Annotated in this window: 5 protein-coding genes and 1 pseudogene; 3 read left to right on the top strand and 3 right to left on the bottom strand. The window is 37.4% G+C overall.

Going from position 1 to position 7,104, the window contains the following annotated elements; genetic code table 11:
• Nucleotides 1-743 (bottom strand): RHS repeat domain-containing protein (locus H1P_RS29300; RefSeq protein WP_144874396.1); only part of this gene is annotated, 743 nt, incomplete at its 3' end.
• 455 nt (nt 744-1,198) lie between these two features.
• Here H1P_RS29300 and H1P_RS29295 point away from each other — a divergent pair.
• Complete coding sequence (locus H1P_RS29295; RefSeq protein WP_144874394.1) at nt 1,199-1,645, top strand: hypothetical protein; 447 nt, start codon at nt 1,199-1,201, stop codon at nt 1,643-1,645.
• A gap of 207 nt (nt 1,646-1,852) precedes the next feature.
• Here H1P_RS29295 and H1P_RS29290 read toward each other — a convergent pair whose 3' ends face one another.
• Together H1P_RS29290 and H1P_RS29285 are read right to left on the bottom strand one after the other, a co-directional pair.
• Entirely contained in the window at nt 1,853-2,371 is a 519-nt protein-coding gene (locus tag H1P_RS29290) for a toprim domain-containing protein (RefSeq protein WP_144874392.1), read from the bottom strand.
• 130 nt (nt 2,372-2,501) lie between these two features.
• Complete coding sequence (locus H1P_RS29285; RefSeq protein WP_144874390.1) at nt 2,502-4,748, bottom strand: glycoside hydrolase family 57 protein; 2,247 nt, start codon at nt 4,746-4,748, stop codon at nt 2,502-2,504.
• A 634-nt stretch (nt 4,749-5,382) separates the two neighbouring features.
• Here H1P_RS29285 and H1P_RS29280 point away from each other — a divergent pair.
• Both H1P_RS29280 and H1P_RS29275 read left to right on the top strand, forming a co-directional pair.
• A pseudogene (locus tag H1P_RS29280) lies at nt 5,383-6,648 on the top strand (DDE-type integrase/transposase/recombinase); the annotation flags it as partial.
• 178 nt (nt 6,649-6,826) lie between these two features.
• Nucleotides 6,827-7,036, top strand: coding sequence for a hypothetical protein (locus H1P_RS29275; RefSeq protein ID WP_144874388.1), 210 nt, complete (start codon nt 6,827-6,829; stop codon nt 7,034-7,036).
• The last annotated feature ends 68 nt before the right edge of the window (nt 7,037-7,104 follow it).

The raw sequence follows: 7,104 nt of genomic DNA, 5'->3' as shown, positions 1-7,104 counted from the left end.
TTGTGATGCTGACTGGAACTCAAACCACAGACTGTTGTTTTACCGCAGGGACTTAACACCAGGGTCAAACATAGATGCGGTATGCTTTTTGGCAAATAGCGATCGCCTTTTTTGTGAGAAAAGCGGGTAGAAACTACCGTAGGGTCGAAAGGATTATCGTAACTAAAGCTAGTTGTACCGTTAGCATCTTCAACGCTGAGTAAATACTGACCAGTTGCGTCATAGCTATAAGTATTAACTTGTCCCGCTCCGTTGGTAACTGTTTCGATGCGTCCATCAGAGTTGTAGCCAATCGTAAAGCTATCTCCGTTACTATCTGAAAGTTCAGTAAGTAAATTGTTAGTGTATCTGGCACTTAAACGATAGCCGTTGCTGTATTCTACATAATCCAACTGACCATCAGAACGAAAAACAATTTTACTGCCGTTGGCTTCTTCTAGTTCGTAATGGTCAACATTCCAAGTTAAAGTTCCACTATTGCCTTCGTAGCTGCCATCGGCTTGTCGTTTAAAAATTCCTTGGTAAGAGGAATAAGGTTGTAGAAGCTGCTGTGAACTTAAGCTATAGGTACTGCTATTTAATTCTTGACTTGAAGATTGCTGTGAAAACAGAAGTTCAATTCCCAAGTTGAAAATATAAACGTTACCATCGCTATCAGTTGTTAGTTTGATGTCTCCAATAAAAGAAAAATTCCAACCGAATGTACCCAAGTTGTGAGAAGAAGAATGAGTATTATTTAGCATTTCTGGAAGAGCGAAAAAATAGTATTGAATAGAGAAAAAGTATTTAACTTCGTCGAGCAAAAATAGTTAAGTCGGTTACCAGCCTGAATGAAAGATATATTTTAAAATCGTATATAGTCCCGAGCGAATTTATATAGTATAAAAGTAGCATTATGTAGATATTTATACTATATACAAAGAAAAAACTTTTTCTTGGCTTTAAAATATCATCCAAAATATAAGATTTTTATAAAGATATTCTCAAAACATATGTTGTAGAGATGATTGACTTACAAAACTTCAATAAATATTGTATGGGTGTCATAACCTGAAGCTCTAATTAGTGGACGGGTGCTTCGCTTTAATTACTATTGAGCGGTCAAAAAATTTTATAAATTTATATAGATGATTAATCGATGTAAGATCGTAAATAGTAGAGAAATCTATAACCTATTAGCTCAATAAAATAGTGTAAAATGACAAATTTATTAGGTAAGTTTATATTAACCATAGTAGTTATTTCCATACTTGGATTTGGTTTTTTGCTTGCATATGAACCATGGTTTAAACTTTCAAAAGATTTTGGAAGTTCAGTAGAACCTCCTGAAAAAATTCTTGAACAACAAAGCTGTATACTTGGAAATACTAATATAGGTGGCTTTTTAAATATTGGTATTGCTGAGCAAAAGCTTTATCTATCTCATAAATCCCCTTTAAGCTATATTATCAAACCCTTATTAATCGAGCTAAATGCAATCACTAAAATAGAACCATGTGTTACTCCTTTTTTAAATAGTTCTTATAAGTTTTTTATAGGCGAGCCAAATATAACTACCCTGATCTTGTCGCAAGAGCTTATTGAAAAGCTTGAAAAAGATTATGGTGAAACTATATTTTCTAATGAATTGGAACAACTTAGTTAGTATGTATTGATACTTATTTCTAACTCTTTGAAAGCACTATCCCTTAGACACTTATAACATCGTCAAACATAATACAAATAAAAAACCGAAATTAACTGCGTATTTACCAAAATAAAAGAGAATCTTTACTATGCCGTCAAACAAGGGAGTTGCTACTCAAACCCCGATAATCAAATTACAGAGTAAAATACTTTGTGAAACTAGAAACTATAATTCCAAGCCCCAACCTCTTTCTTGCTGTTTCTGTTGGCTTAATATTCTCTGTCTTTCTCTCTCTACTACCTCATTCCAATCTTTACCTTGTTGTGGTGTATGACGATAAACTTCAGATTTTTCTGGAGCAACCTTAACTAAAGTTTTTGCCATTAATTTACCCATCTCATCATTATCTGTGGCAATAACTATTTCACCACCGAGTTTTGTCATCTCTTTCATAGCTGTTGATATCAGTTCTAGTTGATAATTAGAAATTGTCCCAGAGGTAGCTATATAGCGAATATGGGGATTCTCCTTACCAAACAGTTGATGATAGCTCATAGCATCAATGGCACTTTCTGTTATCACCAGACAGCGATCTGTTTCTGATTTATTGGATTGCCACAGTGTCTTAGTCCCCCCACTACTAAAACCTGTAAATTTGGTATTCTTCACCGAGTAACCAGTTAATCCATCTCCGTCATAGTGAGGAAAAATAGCATTACTGCGACTATCTATAGCAACAGTCACGATAAAGCGATCGCTCTTTTGAATAAATCGTTTGATTCCTCTATGATGGGGGATTATGGTAGCCCCAAACCCCCCATAGGCTAAAAAAGTTTTCTAGCTCTAACTTTTATCTTTTCATTCATCCTTACCACTAGGGTGCTTGTAAGCGAATCAATTTATCTTCTGGAACATAGCTGCGATACTCACCACGATCGCCGAAGACAGCTAAAATTTCTAAAGAAGAATCAGGATCGATATGTAAATCTGCCCAAGGTACAGCAATTTCTAAACATTCGTCGTATCCTGCTTCAGCGCGAGAAGCTCTCATATGCCAACGGTGATTTTCCTCTGCTTCGGCTAACCTGACTGATTCTGTAAGCAGATTAATCGCCAGATGATGGTGGAAATTATAGTTTAACGGTGCTTCGTTGGGAAAATTATCTAAAGGGACAGGGCTATTATGCATCGTTAACCCTGGATAATACCAGAACAGATGTATTTCTCCTGGGAGATCTTTTCCTAATTCAATTCCTGCTTTGAAATCAAAACGCAGATAAAAATTAAGGTGATCTAAACCGTAAAAGATGCGTTGCACGGCACTACTACGATGCATTGTACCCCTTGCACCACCAATTTCCATCCTTCCTGCTCGCTCCCAATCTTGTTCATCACCAATACCGTTAATAATGGGGTGAATAAAGCCTTGGGGATTGCGATCGCCTTTAATTTCGTGTTTCTCTACAGATCGGTTTAAAATTGGCGGAATTGGCTCGTTTAAAGCTTCATAAATGGCTCTAAGATGTTCGCGAAATAAGCTATCAAACATTTCATCATGGCTGGAAGAATGTCCTTCGCCAAACCACCAAAACCAATCCGATCCTTCTGCTGCGTATAAAGCTTCCCATGCTTCAGGGTTATTTTCTGGGGTGGCTTCGGGATGCTTGGCTAATACTTTTCTCGCATCGGTTAATAAATCCCAAGCACGATTTTTAACAGGATCGCCGATCCAGGTGGTAAAGCTACCATCTACCCAAGAACCACTATGTAATTTGTCACTGGGAATAGTTTCTCTGGGAGGAAACAGACTAATAAATTCTTCTACGGTTACTAATCTGATATCATCATCTTTACTCAATTTGCTATACAAAGCTTCTAGGAATGGTAACCCATCTTTCTGATAATATTCCCAACAATTTTCACCATCTAAAGCGATCGTAACTAACCAAGGCTCTTGTAGAGAATGTGCGCCACCTTTTTGTCTTTGCTGCAAAGAATCAGAAATTGCTTCTAAATGTCCAATCAGATCCGATGCAGCCTGGCGGGGATTCAGATTACTGTAAGTAAAACCCACCAAGTCAGAAAGACGATGATCTCGAAAGACAATTGCTAAATCACCGTGGGGTGTTTCTAAACGATAGGGACGATACATTAGTTCTGGTTCACTGACATTTCCCGCCTCATCTCGATGGAAGAAATGCTTGATACTCCAACCCAAAACCGCCTCATCCGAACAAATCCATTTAAAACCTTGTTTTTTAATATAAGGCAGTATAGTAGGGCTTACAGACTGCTCTGAGGGCCATAAACCACGGGGATTGCAGTCAAAGCGATCGCGATACATATCCCAAGCTTTTTCTAAATGCAGGGGAATATCACTTTCCCATTGAAAACGCTGTTGTGGTAATGCCATTTGCGGGACAGCTACTCTTCCTGCATTAGTATCTGCTAGTAAGGGTAAAATCGGATGGGTATAGGGTGTTGTAGTAACTTCTAACTGTCCTGCATCCTGCATCTTTTTGTGCTGGGGAATGATGCGTTGAATAATTTCTCGTTGCTTATTGTAGATGTTTCGGCGATCTCTCAAGCTAAAATCTTTGCCTTTTTTTAACCAAGTGGCAATTTCTAAATCATCCCAAAATAAAGGATCGATCCAAGCCAAGTTGTGCCAAGCGAGTAAATCTCCATAGTCTCGATCTGTCCAATTCTGGACGCACCAATTATGACCTTTTTCTTGTCGCTGATGGTATAGCTGATTGTAACGAGGATGGGGTTCAATTAAAGTATGGTAGTGACCATCGAAGAAATGCTTAACAACATATTGCTTATCTTGCTCGGTTAAATTACTCTCAGAAGTTAAAGCCAAAGCCAAATAAGGGTCAATCGCTTTACCTGCTGCATAATCTTCTAATTGCAAGATCAAAGAAGGAACTAAATTAACCGTCTGATGTAGTTTCGGATATTTTTCTAAAATTTGAACCAAATCCAGATAATCTTTTGTACCATGCAACCTTACCCAAGGTAAACGGTACAAACTCATCAAGTCAGGATTAGTCTCTCTAGATTTATAAAGAGGTTGATGTTGGTGCCAAATAAAAGCTACATACAGAGGATGAGACATAAATTAAGAAAGGAGGAGTAAGGAACGAGTCAAGAAAACTAAATTAATCGTATGGAGAAAAGTAATATTTTTCAGAATTAGATCCCGTTTTTGCGATCGCAAAAACGACCGATTCTATACTAGGTCATACTAATATGAATTATCATAATTCGTTTTTTTTGCCAAAAAACTTCTATCTAATCTATCGTGTTCGCGAGTTCATAGAATAACATCCGAGTAGCTTTGAACAAAATTCTCATCAGAGCATCCTTACCTTTGATCTTTTGCTGAGATCGCATCTCGACATATCTATCGGTTAACTTCCTACCGATAGGCGTATTGACTCTTTGACTATATGGTAATAATAGAAAAGTGGGTGAAATTTGAGCGTAAGTCTCGCGTTTGGAAAGCGAGGGAGAAGCTAAAATCCTTTTCCCATAAGTGTCAAATAAAGGTGTACAATGACTAATTAAATGACATCGAGACAAAATATTGTCGTTGCACTAAAACCTATGTACTGGGGAAATTACAGCAATTTTACTTGAAAAATATCTCCTATTATAGCGGTTAGAGCAGAGACAAATTGATTGTCGCTTATTGCCAAAATGACAAAATAGATGTCGTTATGTGTTTTTAAAATCTAATTTTTAGTTAAATGAACAACGATAAAACACTTGAGCTAATTTCTAATTCCTTAGAAAGCGATTCAGACATCAAGCAAGCAAATTTAATTGCTTCTGAATTAGAAGGGACAGCCAAGATTAGGCTAGAAGTAATTCACAGCCTTATAGAACCATGCGATCGCACTACTTATGGAGAAAGACTTAGAGCAGGAGCGAAAAAGCTGGGTGTTTCTGTTCGTTCTCTACAAAGATTGTTTAAAAAGTATCAAGAGCAAGGAATTACTGCTTTAGTTTCCACAAGCAGAGCAGATAAGGGAAATCATCGAATTAGCCAATTCTGGCAAGATTTTATTCTCAAAACCTACCAACAAGGAAATAAAGGTAGCAAGAGAATGAGTCCTAAGCAGGTTGCCTTAAGAGTGCAAGCTAAAGCAGCAGAAATTGGAGATGATAAACCTCCGAGTTACAAAACTGTTTTGAGAGTACTCAAACCAATTCAGCAGAAAAAAGAGAGAAGTATTCGTTCTCCTGGATGGCAAGGTAAAACGTTGTCAGTTAAAACTCGTGACGGAGATGATATTAGTATTAACCACAGTAATCAAGTTTGGCAGTGCGATCATACTCGCGCCGATGTTCTGTTGGTAGATCGACATGGTGGATTAATTGGTCGTCCTTGGTTGACGACAGTAATTGATAGCTATTCTCGATGTGTGATGGGAATAAATTTAGGGTTTGATGCTCCAAGTTCTCAGATAGTAGCTTTAGCATTACGTCATAGTATTTTGCCTAAGACTTATAGTCAAGATTTTCAATTACATTGTGATTGGGGGACTTTTGGTTTACCAGAATGTTTGTTTACTGACGGGGGAAAAGATTTTCGTTCTAATCACTTGGAGGAAATTGCGACGCAATTAGGTTTTGTTCGCAAGTTACGAGATCGCCCTTCAGAGGGAGGTATTGTTGAGCGTCCTTTTAAGACCTTAAATCAATCTTTGTTCTCGACTCTTCCTGGCTATACTGGCTCTAATGTTCAAGAGCGTCCGAAAGATGCAGAGAAAGATGCTCAATTGACTTTGAGAGATTTGGAGAACTTAATAGTCCGTTTTATAGTCGATCAATATAATCGAAGCGCGATCGCAGGAAAAGACGAACAAACTCGCTATCAACGTTGGGAAGCAGGATTAATCAAAGAACCAAGAATTATCTCTGAACGGGAATTAGATATCTGCTTAATGAAAACCGCGAGACGAACAGTTCAAAGAGCAGGACATTTGCAGTTTGAAAATATTGTTTATCGCTAACAATATCTAGCTGCCTATGCAGGAGATATTGTTAGCGTTAGGTACAATCCTGATACTGCTGATGAACTGAACATTGAGATAAAAAGCGATCGCGAACTTTGAAAAATAGAACAACCAAAAATGACTTAAATTGAGCTTATAGATAGCAATAGAAGTTTTTGGAGAGTCATTCATTATGGTTCTACATCGTCAATCAATTAAATCCATTCCATCTCTCACTAAAGAAATAGCCAGAAAAGCCTTTCCTAAAGGGAATATTTACATGACTCTGAGAGATAAATTAGGCTCATTTTATGATGATGAGGATTTTGCCGAACTTTATTCAGACCCACCTTCCGCACGTCAAAATGTAATACTTAGGAATTCAGGAACATTAAGCAGTTAATCCTTAAGAAATTCAGCCAAAATAATTGTTTTCGATATGGTTCGGAAATAATATGCTTAGAATGTAAA

Origin of the sequence: Hyella patelloides LEGE 07179 (assembly GCF_900659865.1) — a bacterium.
Classification (GTDB): Bacteria; Cyanobacteriota; Cyanobacteriia; order Cyanobacteriales; family Xenococcaceae; genus Hyella; species Hyella patelloides.
The sequence above is the reverse complement of the archived record's forward strand: the minus strand, read 5'-3'. Positions and strand labels throughout refer to the sequence as shown.

Coding starts and splice junctions, on each gene's coding strand:
- H1P_RS29295 (WP_144874394.1), top strand. CDS start 1,199: ATGACAAATTTATTAGGTAAGTTTATATTAACCATAGTAGTTATTTCC.
- H1P_RS29285 (WP_144874390.1), bottom strand. CDS start 4,748: ATGTCTCATCCTCTGTATGTAGCTTTTATTTGGCACCAACATCAACCT.
- H1P_RS29275 (WP_144874388.1), top strand. CDS start 6,827: ATGGTTCTACATCGTCAATCAATTAAATCCATTCCATCTCTCACTAAA.